This window comes from Flavobacterium sp. AC274, assembly GCF_979258275.1.
The window spans coordinates 4,333,140-4,351,010 of record NZ_OZ409852.1 but is presented as its reverse complement, the minus strand read 5'-3'; the positions used below and the strand labels follow the sequence as shown (position 1 = coordinate 4,351,010).

General features: G+C 33.3%; 12 protein-coding genes and 1 pseudogene. 10 read left to right on the top strand and 3 right to left on the bottom strand.

All coding sequences use genetic code 11. The annotated features are described in order from the left end of the window. Window positions 1-156 precede the first annotated feature (156 nt). Window positions 157-1,323 (top strand): hypothetical protein, encoded by a 1,167-nt coding sequence (locus ACZZZT_RS19720; RefSeq protein WP_302095376.1) that lies wholly within the window; start codon window positions 157-159, stop codon window positions 1,321-1,323. A gap of 281 nt (window positions 1,324-1,604) precedes the next feature. Here the strand turns inward: ACZZZT_RS19720 and ACZZZT_RS19715 are convergent. Both ACZZZT_RS19715 and ACZZZT_RS19710 read right to left on the bottom strand, forming a co-directional pair. Further along, a pseudogene (locus ACZZZT_RS19715) lies at window positions 1,605-2,057 on the bottom strand (class I SAM-dependent DNA methyltransferase); the annotation flags it as partial. Window positions 2,058-2,181: 124 nt separating this feature from the next. Beyond that, window positions 2,182-4,932 carry a TonB-dependent receptor gene (locus tag ACZZZT_RS19710; protein WP_463461645.1) on the bottom strand — a complete coding sequence of 917 codons (2,751 nt, stop codon included), beginning with the start codon at window positions 4,930-4,932 and terminating at the stop codon, window positions 2,182-2,184. A gap of 320 nt (window positions 4,933-5,252) precedes the next feature. Between ACZZZT_RS19710 and ychF the strand changes: the two genes are divergently transcribed. From ychF to ACZZZT_RS19665, 9 genes are all read left to right on the top strand, one after another. Further along, a complete protein-coding gene (gene ychF / locus ACZZZT_RS19705) occupies window positions 5,253-6,347 on the top strand; it encodes a redox-regulated ATPase YchF (protein ID WP_029269139.1) in 1,095 nt (364 codons plus the stop codon). Window positions 6,348-6,775: 428 nt separating this feature from the next. Further along, window positions 6,776-7,450, top strand: a complete 675-nt coding sequence (locus ACZZZT_RS19700) for a TIGR02117 family protein (protein ID WP_463461644.1) — start codon at window positions 6,776-6,778, stop codon at window positions 7,448-7,450. 6 nt (window positions 7,451-7,456) lie between these two features. Beyond that, entirely contained in the window at window positions 7,457-8,128 is a 672-nt protein-coding gene (locus ACZZZT_RS19695; RefSeq protein ID WP_463461643.1) for a lipoprotein, read from the top strand. Between the two features lie 97 nt (window positions 8,129-8,225). Beyond that, complete coding sequence (locus tag ACZZZT_RS19690) at window positions 8,226-9,140, top strand: YihY/virulence factor BrkB family protein (protein WP_084540193.1); 915 nt, start codon at window positions 8,226-8,228, stop codon at window positions 9,138-9,140. A 112-nt stretch (window positions 9,141-9,252) separates the two neighbouring features. Next, the gene (locus ACZZZT_RS19685; RefSeq protein WP_463461642.1) at window positions 9,253-9,777 is read left to right on the top strand and encodes an NADPH-dependent FMN reductase; all 525 of its coding nucleotides are present in this window, start codon (window positions 9,253-9,255) and stop codon (window positions 9,775-9,777) included. A 3-nt stretch (window positions 9,778-9,780) separates the two neighbouring features. After that, complete coding sequence (locus tag ACZZZT_RS19680) at window positions 9,781-10,758, top strand: transglutaminase domain-containing protein (RefSeq protein WP_463461641.1); 978 nt, start codon at window positions 9,781-9,783, stop codon at window positions 10,756-10,758. 97 nt (window positions 10,759-10,855) lie between these two features. Then, window positions 10,856-12,031 (top strand): nicotinate phosphoribosyltransferase, encoded by a 1,176-nt coding sequence (pncB, locus tag ACZZZT_RS19675; RefSeq protein WP_463461640.1) that lies wholly within the window; start codon window positions 10,856-10,858, stop codon window positions 12,029-12,031. Between the two features lie 161 nt (window positions 12,032-12,192). Next, on the top strand, window positions 12,193-14,067 hold the full coding sequence (locus tag ACZZZT_RS19670; RefSeq protein WP_042564145.1) for a DNA topoisomerase IV subunit B: 1,875 nt from the start codon (window positions 12,193-12,195) through the stop codon (window positions 14,065-14,067). Between the two features lie 49 nt (window positions 14,068-14,116). After that, window positions 14,117-16,834 carry a DNA gyrase/topoisomerase IV subunit A gene (locus ACZZZT_RS19665; protein WP_463461639.1) on the top strand — a complete coding sequence of 906 codons (2,718 nt, stop codon included), beginning with the start codon at window positions 14,117-14,119 and terminating at the stop codon, window positions 16,832-16,834. Between the two features lie 49 nt (window positions 16,835-16,883). Here ACZZZT_RS19665 and ACZZZT_RS19660 read toward each other — a convergent pair whose 3' ends face one another. Continuing rightward, window positions 16,884-17,858, bottom strand: coding sequence for a cytochrome-c peroxidase (locus ACZZZT_RS19660; protein ID WP_463462473.1), 975 nt, complete (start codon window positions 17,856-17,858; stop codon window positions 16,884-16,886). Window positions 17,859-17,871: the final 13 nt, after the last annotated feature.

Below are 17,871 nucleotides of genomic sequence, written 5' to 3'. Positions count from 1 at the left end.
ATCTTTAATTCAATTTAAAGATCAAAAAATCCTGAGCTTAGCTGTTCAGGATTTTTTTATTTACGAAATATAAGTTTTTTATTATTTTTATACTGTATTATGCTATTTATAATGATTTATTTTGTTAATTTGATGGCAATATTTAAATAATTGCCTATGAGAGGACTGCTGCTTTTATTTGTTATTTTTGTTAATACTGCCATTTTTGCTCAAAAAGTGGAGTATTCTATTGTCGTAAAAGATATTGAAACACAATTGCCAATAGAAAATGCAACTGTGCTTATTATGAAAACGAAACAAACCTTAATAAGTAATCAGGACGGAAAGGTAACTTTTGAATTGGAAGGTGCATCTAATGTTCAGGTTTGGGAGACCAATTACGAGAAAGTGACACTTCGTTGGGGATCTTTAAAACCGGATTTATTTGTTGTTTATCTTAAAAATAACAACAATAAATTAGAAGAAATTGTAGTATCCAAAGAAAAACCGGAAAAAAATCTTCAAAGAATTGTTTCTAATTCGAGGGAGAAATTGGCCAATGCTTACCGATTAAAAGTCTATGTAAGAGAGTTTTTTATGCTGGATAATAAATATTCTTATTATAATGACGGATTGGTCAATTTTCAATTTGACGGCGATCAAAAGAAATCAACAACAACCTTATTAGTAGAGCAAAACAGATCTTATGGTTTGATAGAAGAAGATGTAAGCGCTGATTTAAAAGGCTATAATTTGAATGATATTATGGAGAATTATTCAAATTTAAAATATTTTGATCCTCTTTTAGATTCAAAAACGAAGAAAGAATATGAGTTTACAACAACAGGACATCCAAATAATAAGGATTATTATATAATGTCTGTAACGCCGTTGGATAAATCTAAAAAGGCACTGGATACTTTTGAAATTATTTACGATCCGACAAAAAAGTTAATTGTAGAATTCACCATTATTATAAAGCCTGGTGATCTTGCTCAAATAGAAGAACAAACAAAAGTAGGTTCAAAGAATGTTACCAGATCACAAGTTAAAGTGACGTACAGAATTGATGATGAGGATTATTATTTACTAAGCTCAAATGAAGAAATTGCGTACGATCTTATTTTAAAAGATCAGGTTAAAAAAAACATTCAGGTTCGAAATAACTTTATCACAACAAATTTTAATAGACAAAACTTTACTTATAAAGAAAGTGACGTTTTTAAGGAGAAAACCCTTTTCAATAAAAAGAATAAAATTCTAACTAAATATTGGGACCTTTCTGGATTTACGGCTACAGAGGAAGAAAAAACATTGATAGAAGGATTAGAATTTAAAATGTAAAGTAAAAATCCCGAGTTCGAAACTCGGGATTTTTTATGTTCTTTTTTTGCTACAATTACATAAGTATCATAAGCATATGTTTTTCGGTCGATAGTTTTTATTATTTCGAAATTATTCAAATATAAAAAAAGCTGCATTTCGTTAAGTGTGAAAACGCGAACGGTCGAAAAATCATTTTCTATAATTTCCTTTTTGCCATCCACCAAAGTATAATATTGAGCAGTCCATTCGAGCATAAAATTTTCTAATGAATTATTTGTGTCCCAATGACTTTCTCTGATATAATTGACGTTTTCGTATTTGGCTTCGTGCGTAATAATTGGGTTTTCTTTGGTAAAAGGAATAAACCTGTTGGCGTCTATAAAATCAAAAATAATCACACCGTCATCGTTTAGGTTTTTATGCAGCGAATCAAAAGTTCTGTTCATGTCATCATTTGTAATCAGATAACTTGTAGATCTTCCGGTAATTAAAATAGTATCTACGGGATTATTGAGCTTAAAATCACGCATATCGCCCTGAGTAAAAGAGCAATTTGAATTTCGTTGTCTGGCTATTGCAATCATATCGTCGCTATAATCCAAACCCTGATAATTTTGATTGTTTTGGTTGAATCTTTTTGCAAGATTTCCGGTTCCGCTTCCAATTTCAAGAATGCTTGACGCTTTGTTTTCCTGAATAAGCTTGTTGTAAAAAGCATATTCTTCATCATAATCAACAAAAGTCTGGTACATTGCATCGTATATCGCTGCCATTTTCCCATCATATAAATTTGCCATAATTTGAAAATTTTAATATAAAAATATAAAAAAGGGCTGTCATAGCGACAGCCCTTTAGCGTTATTAACCAAATTTGAATTAGAATTTATAATTTACAGATAAATTAAACATCGTTCCTAATTGACTAAAGTGTGAACCATCATACGTCATTCTTGAATAACGTTGGTTGAATGTAATTAAGTTAGATTGTGCTTTAACTTGTGCAGGATCTGCTAATAATGCAGCTCCAGCTTCATTTTCAGCTACAAATTTCCATTCTGGTAAAATATTAAATAAGTTGTTTACATTTAATGCGATTGTTAGTTTTTCGGTAGCATTAAAATTTACACCTAAATCAGTAACGATTTTAGCAAGGAATTCTGTTTTAAGATTGGCTGAATCATCACGTTCTGTTTCAGTACTTCCAGGAACTCTTACTAGTTTTCCATCTGCATCTCTTACCTCATTAGAAACTAAACCATCCTGATTAAAAGTAGATTCTCCGAAATAAGTATTATTAAGAGAAAAACCAAATTTTCCAATTTCATAGTTTATTCCTAAAATCCATTTTGTTTTAGGTCTTGATGTAAAGGTCAATGAGTTTAAAATATCACTGAATGAACTGTTGTTTTTTATGCCAGAGATTCTTTCATTTTCAAAAGTAACATTTCCTGATAAATTAAAACCTAATTTACCTTCTCCGATACCTATATTACTGTAACCTGCAACAACATCCAATCCAGAAGTTCTTGAATCAAAAGCATTAGAGAAATACGCAACTTCACCAATTATTTCTCCTGTAGGTAAAACTTCATATTGTCTGTCTCCTAATGTTACTCTGTCTTCTATTTTAATATTGTAGTAATCAACAGTTATATTGAAATTTTTAAAAGGTTTTGCCCCAAGACCAACTGTTATACTAGTTGATTTTTCTGGCTGTAATTGAGAAACACCTAATTTGCGAGCCTGAGGTGAAACGTTATTAATAATTCCGCTCACTTGAATTCCTTCACCTGGAACAAAAGAATATTGTGATTTTTGAGTATAAATCTGGTGTAGTGTTGGCGCTCTGAAACCTGTTGAAACAGATCCTCTAAATGTAATTTTATCATCCAGGAATTTATATCTTGTACTGGCTTTCCAAACTGTTGCACCACCAAAATCACTATATTCTTCGTGACGAACAGTTCCGTTTAATAAGAAGTCTTTTGTAATATCAAAAGCGACATCTAAATAAACACCAACGTTATAACGATTCCATTTTCCTGAGTTTTCAGGTAAGTTTCCGGCAAAAGAATCTGCTCCGGCTCCATCCCAAGATGCCTGATCGCCTTGCATAACCGTAAAAGACTCTGATCTAAACTCAGAACCGAATCCAATACTGATTTGATCAGATACAATTTTAGAAATATCAATATTTCCAACAATATGATTAAAAGAAGTTCCTCCCGGTTTAAACGAAATTGGACTATTTTCTCTGTAAGTCTCATTTCCATCTGCATCAAGAATGCTGGATCTGTTTACAGAATTATTAACGGTATAAGTTTGTTTATTACCACCAACGGTAACACTCGCATCTGTATTCCATCCATTTTTTACGTTTTTAAATCCAAGTGTACCATTATAATCACTTAAATCTCCTTCAAAAGTTGGTCCGTATCCTTCATAAGATGGATTGGCTGGATCGCCGTTTCCAAATAAATCATTAAGATAAGGATCCCCCGATAAAGGTCTCCAATATGGAGTTCTGAAATTGGCAAATGAGTTTACTTTTTTGTAAACATAAGCAGCATTATAATACAAATTAGTATTTTCACTAATTGAGTTTCCACCGTTAATTAAGAATTTTGCTGCTGCAGTTTCCGGAGAACCATTAACGTTTCTTGCATCTGGGTATTTTGCTAAAAATGACTGAACATCAGCGATATCAGCACCAAAATCTCCAGCATCTCCTTCAGCGTCTACAGTTCCGGGTCTGTTAGCTAAATTTACTTTAGAAAAATCTATAGTATAATTTAGGAAACCTTTTTCGCCTACAGTTGTCCCTTGGTTTAAACTAACACCCAACATTTCTCCATCACCTTCAGAAGTAATTCCGCTTCTTACAGTTACAGATCCATCAGTATTGTTTTTCTTTAAAATGATGTTCATTACTCCCGCAATCGCATCAGAACCGTATTGCGCAGAAGCTCCGTCACGAAGAATCTCCACTCTTTCGATCGCATCTGTTGGAATCGCAGAAATGTCTGCACCCGTTTCTCCACGTCCCGGAGAAGTTTGTACATAAAGTAACGAACTTAAGTTTTTACGTTTACCATTAATAAGAATCAAAGTTCTACTTGGTCCTAAATTTCTAATCTCATACGGATCCAGTAATGAAGTAGCATCATTTACAGGAGTTTGTACTGTATTAAAAGATGGAATCTTGTATTGCAGTGCTTTATCAAATGAAGCTTGTCCTGTAGATGTTAAGTCCTTCGAGGAGAGTACATCAATAGGTAATGGAGATGTAGTATTACTTCTCACTGCGGTTCTGGAACCCGTAACGACTACTTCATCCAGATTTTGCCCTCCTTCTTCAGATAAAGCAACGTCAATTTGTGGAGCATTTGCCAGCCTGGTTACGCTGTTGTAGCCCATGTAAGTAAAAATTAATGAAGCGCCCTCTTTAACTGTAATTTTATACGACCCGTCAATATCGGTAGAAACACCGTTATTAGTACCCTTTTCGACAATGTTAACACCAGGCAGCGGAGTGCCTGTATTGTCTTTTACTACACCAGAAATTTGCTGTTGTGCAAAAATGACGACCGTGTTAAATAGGAATAATAGAATTGCAACTTTTTTCATGTTTAATCTAATTTTGGTTAAAATTTGTACGTTGGTTTGTTAAATAATATGATAAAAATAGGGTTATTTAACAAAACATTATAAAAAAGTTTGATTTTTTTAAGAAAAGTAGTAAAAAAACATATATCGTCATTTTTTGTTTACTTAAGAGGTATTAAATCTTATATTTGCAAAATTTTAAGGCTAAAAGCTATCATTTTAGCAAAAAATTAAAAAGAAGAAAAAACGTTCAAATCGGAAGCTAAATATTTGATATATAAATCAATAATTACGGCGTCTGACAGAGATAAAATCAAATAAAAAACAAATATTATCTACATATGAAAGCAGGAATTGTAGGATTACCAAATGTTGGAAAATCGACTTTATTTAATTGTTTGTCGAATGCAAAAGCACAAAGTGCGAATTTTCCGTTTTGTACAATCGAACCTAATATTGGTGTTGTTAACGTTCCGGATCCAAGAATCAACAAATTAGAAGAGTTGGTAAAACCAGAACGCGTGCAAATGGCAACTGTTGATATTGTAGATATCGCAGGTTTGGTTAAAGGTGCAAGTAAAGGTGAAGGACTTGGAAACCAGTTTTTAGGAAACATCAGAGAATGTAATGCCATTATTCACGTTTTACGTTGTTTTGATAATGATAATATTGTACACGTTGACGGAAACGTAAACCCAATTCGTGATAAAGAAACTATCGATATCGAATTACAGTTGAAAGACTTAGAAACCGTTGAAAAACGTTTGGAAAAAGTTAATCGTGCGGCTAAAACCGGAAATAAAGAAGCACAGACTGAAAAAGCACTTTTAGACAGAATCAGAGAGGCATTACTGCAGGCTAAATCAGCTCGTACTATTGTACCTCAGGGTAATGATGAAGAAGTTTTAATGGAATCTTTTCAGTTGATTACTGCAAAACCAGTATTATACGTTTGTAATGTTGACGAAAATTCAGCTGTAAACGGAAATAAATATGTAGATCAGGTTCGTGAATTAGTAAAAGACGAAGATGCAGAAGTTATTATTCTTTCGGTAGGAGCAGAGGCTGATATTACAGAATTAGAAAGCTACGAAGAGCGTCAGGTTTTTCTTGAAGATATGGGATTAACAGAGCCGGGAGCATCAGTTTTAATTCGTGCAGCTTACAAATTATTAAAACAGCAAACTTATTTTACAGCAGGTGTAAAAGAAGTTCGTGCCTGGACGATCAACATTGGAGCTACAGCGCCTCAGGCGGCCGGAGTTATCCATACTGATTTTGAAAAAGGATTTATTCGTGCAGAAGTTATTTCATACGAAGATTACGTTCAGTACGGTTCAGAAGCGAAAGCAAAAGAAGCAGGAAAATTCAAAGTAGAAGGAAAAGAATATATCGTAAAAGATGGTGATGTAATGCACTTCCGTTTCAACGTTTAATTTTTTTTCTTTTAGAGAATAGACTTTAGAGAATAGACTTTAGAGAATAGAATAAAGAATAAAGAGAATAGATAGAACTGCTGGAGAAATTCAGCAGTTTTTTTGTGTTTAAAAATTACAAATGTCAGGCTGAGCGGAGTCGAAGCCCTTCAAAGTAGAAAGCCTTCGACTCCGCTCAGGATGACATTCGTTTTCAAAATAAAATCTGCAAAATCTGCGTGAAAAAATAAACACAACATAAAAATAAAAATCCGTGTAAATCCGCGTTTTCGCTTTAGCGAATCCGCGTCATCCGCGTTAAATTTTTTAACACAATCCAGTTTCTCCCATCAATAAAAATCAATAAAAATTTAGAGTTTAATTTTTTGGCTCAAAAATTGGTTATCAGAAAAAAGTATATTTTTAACAACCAAAAACAAACCAATCAAATGCTAAAAACTTTCAAAATTCTGGGCTGGGCTATTCTTGCCATTATTACTTTTCTTGTCCTATATATAATTGCAGTTTATCTGATTTCTAAAATTACCGTTAACTCTGATAGCGCATTTATTAAAGAACAAAAAACAATTCCAATTTACATTCTCTCCAACGGCGTTCATACAGATATTGTCGTTCCTGTAGTAAATGATATAAAAGACTGGCGTAACCAAATTCAGTTTAGCCAAACACAATCCAAAGATTCTTTAATGAATTTTATAGCTTTTGGCTGGGGTGATAAAGGTTTTTATCTCGACACGCCGGAATGGTCAGATTTGAAAGCCAGTACAGCCTTAAAAGCTGCATTTGGTGTAAGTTCATCAGCGATGCACACTACATTTTTCAAACAATTAAAAGAGGGTGAAGATTGTAAACGAATTTTAATCTCTAAAGAAAACTATCAAAAGCTGGTTTCTTATATTTCAGACAGTTTTAGTAACCCAACAAATCCGGAATGGATTGAAGGACACAGCTACGGAAAAAAAGATGCTTTTTATGAAGCAAAAGGAAGTTACAGTCTGTTTTATACTTGTAACACCTGGGCGAATAGTGCGTTGAAAGCCGCCAATCAAAAAGCCAGTTTATGGACGGTTTATGATAAAGGGATTTTTTGTCATTATAAATAAATCGCCATGAATAAGATATTTTTAATTTTTGTTTTAATTCTTGTTTTAGCTTCATGTAAAAAAGAAGAAGCTTTTAGTGTTGATGATTTTTTATTTTATTTTGAAAACCCTCAACCTATAAATGATTCGGAATTGAATAGCTTTCCTTCTAAATTTAAAGGAATATATATAGGTAAAGACTCAATTTTTATAAGAATTGAAGAAAGCAGAATTTTAAGAGAATACTATTATAAATTTAAAGTTCATAGACAAAAAATGGATTCCTTACGATCTGAATATGATCTTGTTGATGGGGATTTAATTACAAAGGATACAAAGGATAAATTTAAAGTGTATAAAAAAGGTGATTCGATAGAATTAGTAAAGAAAAACATAGACACATTATTCAGATTGTCTTACAATCAAAAACTAAAACGTATCAATGGTCAATTGGTTTTGAATACACGAGATTCTGTTTTCTGGAAAATTAGAATAATTTCATTAGAAAAGAATATACTTAGATTTAAAGATATTTATTTACCAGAAGATTTAAAAAAATTAGATTCACTTACAGCGATTAAAGGAAAAATGTTAGACTCACTTTCGTACCTAATAAAGCCAACTAGAAGAGAATTTAAAAATATTTTGAAATTAAAACATTTTGGTGGTGATCGGGAATATAAAATAGTTACTGAGTAAATAACATGGTAAAAATGTAAAATTTGCTCAAAAAGCAACAATTTAAAATTTTAACTTATTGTTTAAATTTGAGAGAATATCCAAAAATCGAAGTATCGTGAAAATTAAGAATATATTCTCCAAAACGTGGTTTCTGCTCAAGAATACCTTTTTAGAATTTAATGATGACAATGCTATTAAACTTAGTGCAGCATTATCCTATTATACCATTTTTGCATTGCCGCCCTTATTGATTATTATCATAACAATTTGCGGTTTTTTCTTTGGTGAAGAAGCAGTAACGGGACAATTATACGGACAAATTAATGAGATGGTTGGAAATGAAGCAGCAATTCAGATTCAGGAAGCTATAAAAAACGTACAACTTTCCGGAAGTAATGTTTTTGCAACCGTTTTTGGTATAGTAATGTTATTAATAGGGGCTTCGGGGGTTTTTGCAGAAATACAAAGTTCCATTAATTTTATTTGGGGTTTGCGAGCAAAACCAGACAAAGGCCTTAAGAAATTCATACAAAACAGATTAATGTCATTTTCAATGATTGCTTCGGTTGGATTTTTAATGCTCGTTAGTCTTTTGGTAAATACAACTCTAGATTTGGTAAGTACCCGTTTAAAAATATACTTCCCGGAAAGTACTGTTTATTTGTTTTACGTCGTAAATATTTTCATTGTTTTGGCTAGTATTACGCTTCTTTTTACCATTATTTTCAGAACATTGCCAGACGGAAAAATAAGATGGAAAGATGCAATTATCGGTTCATCAGTTACGGCTGTACTTTTTATGATTGGTAAATTTGCTATAGGATTTTATTTAGGAAGCTCTACAGTGGCGTCAGTTTATGGTGCGGCGGGTTCTGTAATTATTATTTTGGTTTGGGTGTATTATTCAGCAATAATTCTGTATTTTGGGGCAGAATTTACAAAAGTCTACGCTAAGTCATACGGAGGAAAAATTTATCCAAATGAATATTCAGTAGAAATACAGAAAGAGATTTTTGAAATAGAAAAATAAGATATTACCACAGATTTTACAGATTAGAAGGATTTCGTTATGATATTTTTAATCTGTAGAATGTAATCTGTGGCAAGAACTTTGCTGTCAGATATAACACAAATACCACAATATGAAAATTATAGCCTTTGGAGGAAGTAATAGTCAACAATCAATCAATAAAAAACTGGCAACTTATGCTGCAGGTTTAATTGAGAATGGAGAAGTTGAAGTTTTAGATTTAAATGATTTCGCAATGCCATTATTCAGCGTTGATTTAGAGAAAGAAATCGGTCAGCATGAAAAAGCAAAAGCGTTTTTAACCAAACTGGCAAGCGCAGATATTTTAGTCGTTTCTTTGGCTGAAAATAATAACAACTACTCAACAGCCTTTAAAAATATATTCGATTGGTCTTCCCGAATTACCAAAGAAGTCTTTCAGCAAAAACCAATGTTACTAATGGCAACTTCGCCAGGTACAAGAGGCGGAGCTTCTGTTTTAGAAATTGCGCGTAATGCTTTGCCAAGATATGGAGCCGAAATAAAAGCTACATTTTCGTTACCGGCCTTCAATGCTAATTTCGATTTAGAAAAAAATCAAATTTCTAACGCCGAATTAGACAAAGAATTAAAAGATATTATAAAAGATTGTTTCTAATTTATGACACCAAAAAAGATTATTTTTTTACTCCTTATAAATGTTATCTTCCTGTATTCTTCATTTGCACAAAAATATAATGCAATTGATAACATCGTTTTAAAATACCCAAAAAGTTTTAGTACAACCGAAAAATTGGCAGAGAGAATCGAAAAGGATTTTACCTCTGATTACGACAAAGCGAGAGCAATTTATAGCTGGATTGCTCTTAATGTAAGGTATGATTATGCTGCTTTTTTGAATCCGCCAAAAACACAGAGCTTTAGCTATCGTTCAGAAGCCGAAAAACAAAGAAAGATTCAGGCGCTGAATGATCAAATGGTTGAAAAAGCATTTAAGTCTAAAAAAGCCGTTTGCGAAGGTTTTACGGTTTTGTATCAACATTTAGCTTCATTAGTTGGAATTAAATGTGAAATTGTTCGCGGAGATTCTAAAACCAGATTAGTAGATATTGGACGAAAAAATACTTCTTCAAATCATGCATGGAATATGGTTTTGATTGATAAAAAATGGAGATTGGTAGACGTTACCTGGGGCCAAGGCTATTATGACAGCAGCAAAGGCCGAATGGCAAATGATTTTTCTTCTGTTTATTTTGATACCGATCCTGATTATTTTTTTGCCAAACATTTCCCAGATTCCGAATCGTATTTAGGTAATAAATTAAGTAAAGAAGATTTCTTAAACGGACCTTTAATTTACAATAAAACCATTGAGAAAGATTATAAAATCAAATCGCCGGATTCTGGAATAATTGAAGTAAGAAATGGCGATAAAATCACTTTTGAAATTAAAAATATTTCAAAATCAGATCAGTTTTATTATTTAAATAAAAGAAATCAACCCGTTAAAATCACTAACGGAAGAGAGAGAAAAGGCGGTTTAGAGTTTCAGATAACTTTTGATAATACAATAGGAGAGTATATTACTTTTTTTGTAGACACAAATAGTATTGCAGCATTTAAAATAGTTTCCAAGTAAGAATTTTTAGCAAAGTTGATTTATATCATTTTCTTCTTTTATCGAATTGGCGTATCTTAGCTGTTACGGATTTGAAAAAAATATAGCAACTTGCCTTATGGAAACAACTTTTTTGAAATCAATTTTAGATAATGATTTCTACAAATTTACGATGCAGCATGCCGTAATCAGACTTTTTCCAAAGGCTAAAGTGCGTTATGGATTTATAAATCGCGGCAAACATATTTTTCCGCCCGGTTTTGCAGATTTGCTTCGAAAATCGGTTGATGCCATGGCAGATTTGCGACTAACAAAAGATGAAAAGCATTATCTGTCACATTACTGTCCGTATCTCGATCCTACTTATTTAGATTTTTTACAGGGATATAGTTTTGATCCGGCAGAAGTTAAAATTACTCAGGAAGGTTCAGAAATTAAAGTTGTTGTAGAAGGTTTTTGGTACCGAACCATTTTATGGGAAGTGCCTTTAATGGCTTTGATTTCTGAACTTTTTTATAAATCAAATCACTTAATTCGACTGAATGATGAGGCTATAAAAACGCTCACTAAAAATAAGATTGACAACTATAATAAATTAGGAGTTTCTGTTTTAGAATTTGGTACAAGAAGACGTCATTCTTACGATGTACATGTTTTGGTTAATGAAACACTGCGAACTTTTGGCTCAGAAAGTTTCATCGGAACAAGCAATGTCCATTTTGCCATGCTCAACAACAAGCGCCCTTTAGGAACTCACGCACACGAATGGTTTATGTTTCATGCCGCACAATACGGTTTTAAAATGGCAAATTCGATAAGTCTCGAACATTGGACACAAGTTTATGGCGGTGACCTCGGAATCGCTTTAACAGATACATACACAACAGATATATTTTTCAATCAATTTGATAAAAAATACTCTAAACTTTTTGATGGTGTAAGGCACGATAGTGGAGATCCTGTTGAGTTTGCCCAAAAAGTAATCTCTCATTATATCAAAATGGGGATTGATCCAAAATCTAAAGCTATTGTTTTCTCAGATTCGCTTAATTTTGATAAAGTAAAAACGATCGCGGACTTTTGTAAAGACAAAATTAAAATGTCATTTGGCATTGGAACCAATTTTACCAATGATGTTGGATTGCCTTCCATGAATATGGTGATAAAATTAACCGACACAAAGCCAGATAATACCCATTGGCAGGGCGTCGTGAAGCTTTCTGACGAAAAAAACAAAAATACGGGAACTCCCGAAATGATTGCTTTGGCAAAAGAAGTTCTGGGAATCAAATAGTGCTTTTTTATTTTAGAACGGATATTTTCTACTTTTAAAGGCTGTATTATTTTAAAATCAATTTAAATAGAATTCAAAGCTGTTATTATTCGTAACAAAAAGAAAATACGCTTTTATTTTTTAGCTAGAAATGGTACATTAGCCGAAAATCCAATTCATTTATGCTAGAGCAAAATCAATATAACGAAGATAATATCCGATCACTCGACTGGAAGGAGCATATTCGTATGCGTCCGGGAATGTATATCGGAAAATTGGGAGATGGATCTTCGCCGGATGATGGTATTTATATTCTATTAAAAGAGGTTTTAGATAACTGTATCGATGAGTTCGTCATGGGCTCCGGAAAAACGATTGAAGTTACCATCAAAGATAAAACGGTTTCGGTTCGTGATTACGGACGTGGAATTCCGTTAGGGAAAGTAGTAGATGTAGTTTCGAAAATGAATACCGGAGGAAAGTACGATTCTAAAGCTTTTCAGAAATCTGTTGGTTTAAATGGTGTCGGAACAAAAGCGGTAAATGCACTTTCGAATTATTTTCGTGTAGAATCTGTTCGTGATGACAAACAAAAAGCAGCAGAATTTTCAGGAGGAAATCTGGTTTTAGAAGAAGATGTAATCGAGACAACCAAACGTAAAGGAACAAAAGTAACTTTTACGCCAGATGAAACAATCTTCAAAAATTACAAATTCCGTATGGAATATGTTATTAAAATGGTCAAAAACTATTGTTATTTAAACAATGGTTTAACGATTATTTTTAATGGCGAAAAATACATTTCTGAGAATGGTCTTAGAGATTTATTAGAAGAAACCATTAATGAAGATGATTTAGAATATCCGATCATTCATTTGAAAGATCATGATATTGAAATCGCTTTAACACACAGTAAAACACAATATAGCGAAGAATATCACTCTTTTGTAAACGGACAAAATACGACACAAGGAGGAACGCACTTAGCGGCTTACAGAGAAGCAATTGTAAAAACCATTCGTGAGTTTTACAACAAAAATTTTGAAGCTTCAGATGTTCGTAAATCGATTGTAAGTGCGATTAGTATTAAAGTTATGGAACCGGTTTTTGAGTCTCAGACCAAAACAAAATTAGGTTCTACAGATATGGGTTCTGATGATGGAACGCCTGCGGTTTCGGTTCGTACTTTTGTAAATGACTTTGTTAAGAACAAACTTGACAATTATTTGCACAAAAATCCGCCAACAGCAGAAGCTTTGTTACGCAAGATTTTGCAGGCAGAACGCGAAAGAAAAGAATTATCAGGAATTCGTAAACTGGCAACAGATCGTGCGAAGAAAGCCAATCTTCATAATAAAAAATTAAGAGATTGCAGAGCGCATCTTCCGGATACAAAAAACCCTAGAAACTTAGAAAGTACACTTTTTATTACCGAGGGAGATTCGGCTTCCGGATCGATCACCAAATCGCGTGATGTAAATACACAAGCCGTTTTTAGTTTGCGTGGTAAGCCGTTGAATTCCTACGGAATGACGAAAAAAATCGTCTATGAAAATGAAGAATTCAATTTATTGCAAGCCGCTTTAGATATTGAAGACGGACTGGAAAAACTACGTTACAACAATATCGTAATCGCAACCGATGCCGATGTCGACGGAATGCACATTCGTTTGTTGTTGATTACTTTCTTTTTGCAATTCTTTCCTGAATTAATCAAAGAAGGACATTTATACATTTTGCAAACACCGCTTTTCAGGGTTCGAAATAAAAAAGAAACCATCTATTGTTATTCTGAAGAAGAGAGAAGAGATGCCATCGAAAAATTAAAACCAAAACCGGAAATCACCCGATTTAAAGGTTTGGGAGAGATTTCTCCTGATGAGTTTAAGAATTTTATTGGAGAAACGATTCGTCTTGACCCAATTATGATGGATAAAAATACTTCGATAGAGCAATTATTGTCTTTCTATATGGGGAAAAATACCCCGGACAGACAAGAATTCATTATCAAGAATTTGAAGGTGGAGTTGGATACGATTGAAGATGTTGCTATTTAAAACAAAGAATTACAGAAGAATTTTTTAGTATTTATACTGAACAAAATATATGAAAGACGAAGAAGACGATAACATAATTCCAAACGAAGACGAAAATAATTCAGACGAAAACCAGCTTGATGAAAATCAGGAAGGAGACGATGAAATTATTGACGTAGACGCTAAACATTTTGAAGGACAGCATTTTTACGAGAATCAGGAAGAAGAAGGAGAAGACGTTATTACGAAAGTAACGGGAATGTATAAAGATTGGTTTCTTGATTATGCTTCTTATGTAATTCTTGAACGTGCAGTTCCGGCAATTGAAGATGGTTTTAAACCGGTTCAACGTCGTATTATGCACTCTTTGAAAGAGTTGGATGATGGTCGTTATAATAAAGTTGCCAATGTTGTAGGACACACCATGCAGTATCACCCTCACGGAGATGCGAGTATTGGTGATGCAATGGTACAGATTGGTCAGAAAGATTTATTGATTGACTGTCAGGGAAACTGGGGGAATATCTTAACGGGCGACGGAGCTGCGGCTTCTCGTTACATCGAGGCACGTTTATCTAAATTTGCTTTGGAGGTTTTATATTCGCCGAAAATTACAGATTGGGGAGTTTCATACGATGGTCGTCGTGCAGAACCAAACAATCTTCCGGTAAAGTTTCCGTTGCTTTTGGCACAAGGAGCAGAGGGAATTGCGGTTGGTCTTTCGACTAAAGTTTTACCTCACAATTTCAATGAATTAATTGATGCTTCGATCAAAATTTTAAAAGGAAAAGCATTCACATTATATCCTGATTTCATGACTCAGGGTATTGCCGATGTGTCAAATTATAATGACGGATTGCGTGGTGGACGTGTTCGTGTTCGTGCGAAAATTTCACAATTGGACAAGAACACTTTGGTGATCACGCAAATTCCGTTTTCGACCAATACGACTACTTTGATTGACAGTATTTTGAAAGCCAATGATAAAGGTAAAATCAAAATCAAGAAAATTGAAGACAATACGGCGGCTGATGTTGAAATTTTAATTCACTTGTTTCCAGGCGTTTCTCCAGATAAAACTATTGATGCTTTATTTGCTTTTACAGCTTGCGAAACTTCTGTAGCGCCTTTGGGTTGTGTTATTGAAGATAACAAACCTTTGTTTATCGGAGTTTCTGAAATGTTGAAAATTTCGACTCATAGAACAGTAGATTTACTTCGTCAGGAATTAGAAATTCAATTAGAAGAATTAAAAAATAAATGGCATTTCTCGACTTTGGAGAAAATCTTCATTCGTGAAGAAATGTATATTGATTTCAAATTGTATTCTGATAGGGAATCTCTTTATAAATATTTATACGACCGATTTGATCCTTTCAAAAAATCATTTGTCAGAGAAATCAACGATGAAGATTTACAGCGATTGACTCAGATTCCGATGATTCGTATTACCCGTTTTGACTCTGATAAAGCCGATGATTTTATCGCTAAGTTAGAGGATGAAATGAAGGAAGTAGAGCATAATTTAGAAAATCTGACAGATTTTGCAATTGCATACTTTACTAAATTAAAAGAGAAATACGGAAAAGGCCGCGAGCGCCAGACAGAACTTCGTGTTTTTGATAATGTTGAGGCTACAAAAGTAGTTTTAAGAAACACAAAATTGTATGTAAATCGCGAAGAAGGTTTTGTGGGAACAAGCTTGAAAAAAGACGAATATCTTACCGATTGTTCTGATATTGATGATGTTATTGTGTTTCTCCGTGATGGAAAAATGCTTGTAACAAAAGTTGATGCAAAAACATTTGTTGGAAAAGATATTATCCACGTCGCTATTTTTGATAAGAGTGATAAACGTACGATTTACAACATGATTTATCGTGATGGAAAATCAGGGCCTTCATACATTAAACGCTTTAATGTGTCGGGTGTAACGCGTGATAAGCCTTATGATTTGACCAATGAAACAGCTGGTTCCCAAGTGGTTTATTTTTCACATAATCCGAATGGGGAAGCAGAGGTAATAACAATTTTATTGCGCCAGGTTGGAACGATCAAGAAATTGAAATTTGATATTGATTTTGCCAAACTAGCCATTAAAGGACGTGCATCAAAAGGAAATTTGGTAACCAAATATCCTATCAAGAAAATTGAATTAAAAGAAAAAGGAATTTCGACTTTATTGCCAAGAAAAGTTTGGTTTGATGATACTGTAAAACGTTTGAATGTTGATGCAAGAGGAGAATTATTAGGTGAGTTTAAACCAAGTGATAAAATCTTGATTATTAATCAAAGTGGTAAACTGAAAGTTATAATTCCGGAGTTATCGACACATTTTGATGAAGATATGATTGTGTTGGAAAAATGGAATCCTAAGAAACCAATTTCTGCTATTTATTATGACGGAGAAAAAGAGCGTTATTATTTGAAACGCTTTTTAGTTGAAAATGAAGGAAAAGAAGAAAGTTTCATTACAGAACATCCAAATTCGCAATTAGAAATTGTTTCGACAGATTATCGTCCGATGGCACAATTGGTTTTTGCTAAAGTAAAAGGAGTTCAAAAAGAAGATTTACATATTGATGTTGAGGAATTTATAGCTGTAAAAGGTTTTAAAGCTTTAGGGAATCAGTTAACAACTGAAAAACTTAAACAAGTTAATTTATTAGACCCGCTACCTTACGAAGAGCCTGTTGAAGAAATTCCTGAAACGCCGGAGATTTCAGAGGATGATTCGGTTGAAACAGAATTAGATGACGACGGCCAGATTGGTTTAGTTTTGGAATAAATTTTAAAAAAGCGCTAAGATTTTCTTAGCGCTTTTTTTACAATATCTTTTACTGATATCTTTTATCAGTCAGTGTTTTCATAAAGGCAACAAGAGCCTTTTCTTCCTTTTTATTCAACTTTAATTCATCAAAAGGAAGTGTTTGGTTTTCTACTTCATATCCCAGACCTTTTCCACCACCTTTATTATAAAAATCAACAACTTCTTCCAGAGTTTTGAAAACTCCGTTATGCATGTATGGAGCTGTAATTGCAATATTTCTAACTGTCGGAGTTTTAAATGCTCCAATTAGCTGCGGCATTTTATTATATAAATAACGACCAGAATCCGGACTCAGTTTTTTTCCGTTTGCTTCAGCAGGAGTTCCAATAACTTCATGTTCAGTTTTTGAGTAGCCTGGAGGAACAGTTCCGTTAAACAAAGGCGTAAAATGACAGGTTGCACATTTGGCTTTGCCCATAAAAAGATTCATTCCTTCAATTTCTTCATTATTCAATGCATTTTTTTCTCCTCTCATATAAAGATCAAATCTCGAATCAAAAGAATTTAAAGATCTGACATAACTGGCAATAGTATTTTGAATTTGCCACGCCTCAGGTTTAGTAGTTTTTGGAAATGCTTTTTGAAATAATTTTATATAATTCAGATCTAATAAAATTTTTGCATGAATACTTTCCATAGAGCCATGCATTTCATCCTTATTTTGAATAACATCAACACTTTGCTTTTCTAAATCCAACTGACGCATATCCCAAAATTGAGCATTTTGTAATGAAGCATACGTTAGTGTAGGAGTGTTTCTTGCCAAATTACTTCCCGTTAATGAAAGATTTGTTTTTAAGCCATCTGTAAAAGCTTTTTCAGGATGATGACAAGAGGCACAACTTCTGTCATTGTTTTTAGAAAGGCTTTTGTCATAAAATAATTTTTCTCCTAAAGTTGCTTTGTCAGCCGTAAAATTATAATCTTTTGAAAGAACAAATCCGTTTACATCAAAAGCATCTTGATCAAATAAAGTAGCAATAGTAGGTTTTAAG

Excerpts from the sequence above, each read along its gene's own strand:
- ACZZZT_RS19720 (WP_302095376.1), top strand. The coding sequence starts at position 157 with ATGAGAGGACTGCTGCTTTTATTTGTTATTTTTGTTAATACTGCCATT.
- ACZZZT_RS19710 (WP_463461645.1), bottom strand. The coding sequence starts at position 4,932 with ATGAAAAAAGTTGCAATTCTATTATTCCTATTTAACACGGTCGTCATT.
- ychF (WP_029269139.1), top strand. The coding sequence starts at position 5,253 with ATGAAAGCAGGAATTGTAGGATTACCAAATGTTGGAAAATCGACTTTA.
- ACZZZT_RS19700 (WP_463461644.1), top strand. The coding sequence starts at position 6,776 with ATGCTAAAAACTTTCAAAATTCTGGGCTGGGCTATTCTTGCCATTATT.
- ACZZZT_RS19695 (WP_463461643.1), top strand. The coding sequence starts at position 7,457 with ATGAATAAGATATTTTTAATTTTTGTTTTAATTCTTGTTTTAGCTTCA.
- ACZZZT_RS19685 (WP_463461642.1), top strand. The coding sequence starts at position 9,253 with ATGAAAATTATAGCCTTTGGAGGAAGTAATAGTCAACAATCAATCAAT.
- ACZZZT_RS19680 (WP_463461641.1), top strand. The coding sequence starts at position 9,781 with ATGACACCAAAAAAGATTATTTTTTTACTCCTTATAAATGTTATCTTC.
- pncB (WP_463461640.1), top strand. The coding sequence starts at position 10,856 with ATGGAAACAACTTTTTTGAAATCAATTTTAGATAATGATTTCTACAAA.
- ACZZZT_RS19670 (WP_042564145.1), top strand. The coding sequence starts at position 12,193 with ATGCTAGAGCAAAATCAATATAACGAAGATAATATCCGATCACTCGAC.
- ACZZZT_RS19665 (WP_463461639.1), top strand. The coding sequence starts at position 14,117 with ATGAAAGACGAAGAAGACGATAACATAATTCCAAACGAAGACGAAAAT.